A 1,180-nucleotide genomic window follows, 5' to 3' on the forward strand; every position below is an offset into this window, starting at 1 on the left:
GCCCTTACTCGACGATCTTTGAGACGACGCCTGCGCCGACGGTGCGGCCGCCTTCGCGGATGGCGAAGCGCAGGCCCTGTTCCATGGCGATCGGCGCGATCAGTTCGACGCCAAAGGACACGTTGTCGCCCGGCATCACCATCTCGGTGCCTTCGGCCAGGGTCACGGTGCCGGTCACGTCCGTCGTCCGGAAGTAGAACTGCGGACGGTAGTTCGCGAAGAACGGCGTGTGACGGCCACCCTCTTCCTTGGTCAGGATATAGGCTTCCGCCTCGAACTTGGTGTGCGGCGTCACCGAACCCGGCTTGCAGAGAACCTGGCCACGCTCGACACCCTCACGGTCGACACCGCGCAGCAGCGCGCCGATATTGTCGCCCGCTTCGCCGCGATCCAGCAGCTTGCGGAACATCTCGACACCCGTGCAGGTGGTCTTCTTGGTGTCGCGGATGCCGACGATCTCGATTTCGTCGCCGACATTGATCACCCCACGCTCGACACGGCCGGTCACAACCGTACCGCGGCCCGAGATCGAGAACACGTCCTCGATCGGCATCAGGAACGGCTGGTCGACCGCACGCTCGGGCGTGTCGATATACTCGTCAACAGCCGCCATCAGCTCGCGGATCTTCGCTTCGCCGATCTCCGGGTTGTTGCCTTCCATCGCCGCCAGCGCCGAACCCGCGATGATCGGGATATCGTCGCCCGGATAGTCATACGAGGACAGCAGCTCGCGGATTTCCATTTCCACCAGCTCGAGCAGCTCTTCGTCGTCCACCTGGTCGACCTTGTTCATGAACACGACCATCTTCGGGATGCCGACCTGACGGCCCAGCAGGATGTGCTCGCGGGTCTGCGGCATCGGGCCGTCCGCCGCGTTCACCACCAGGATCGCGCCGTCCATCTGCGCCGCGCCGGTGATCATGTTCTTCACATAGTCCGCGTGACCGGGGCAGTCCACATGCGCATAGTGCCGGCTGTCGGTCTCGTATTCCACATGCGCCGTCGAGATCGTGATCCCCCGCGCCTTCTCTTCCGGCGCGCCGTCGATCTGGTCATAGGCCTTGAAGTCACCGAAATACTTGGTGATTGCCGCGGTCAGCGTCGTCTTCCCGTGGTCAACATGGCCAATCGTGCCGATGTTGACGTGCGGTTTTGTACGCTCAAACTTTTCCTTTGCCAT

General features: G+C 62.8%; 1 protein-coding gene. It reads right to left on the reverse strand.

Going from position 1 to position 1,180, the window contains the following annotated elements; genetic code table 11:
* Positions 1-4: 4 nt before the first annotated feature.
* On the reverse strand, positions 5-1,180 hold a 1,176-nt coding region (gene tuf / locus AB9K34_RS04015; protein WP_369953145.1), incomplete at its 5' end, for an elongation factor Tu.

The sequence above is a fragment of the Sedimentitalea sp. XS_ASV28 genome, from assembly GCF_041224545.1.
Lineage (GTDB): Bacteria > Pseudomonadota > Alphaproteobacteria > Rhodobacterales > Rhodobacteraceae > Sedimentitalea.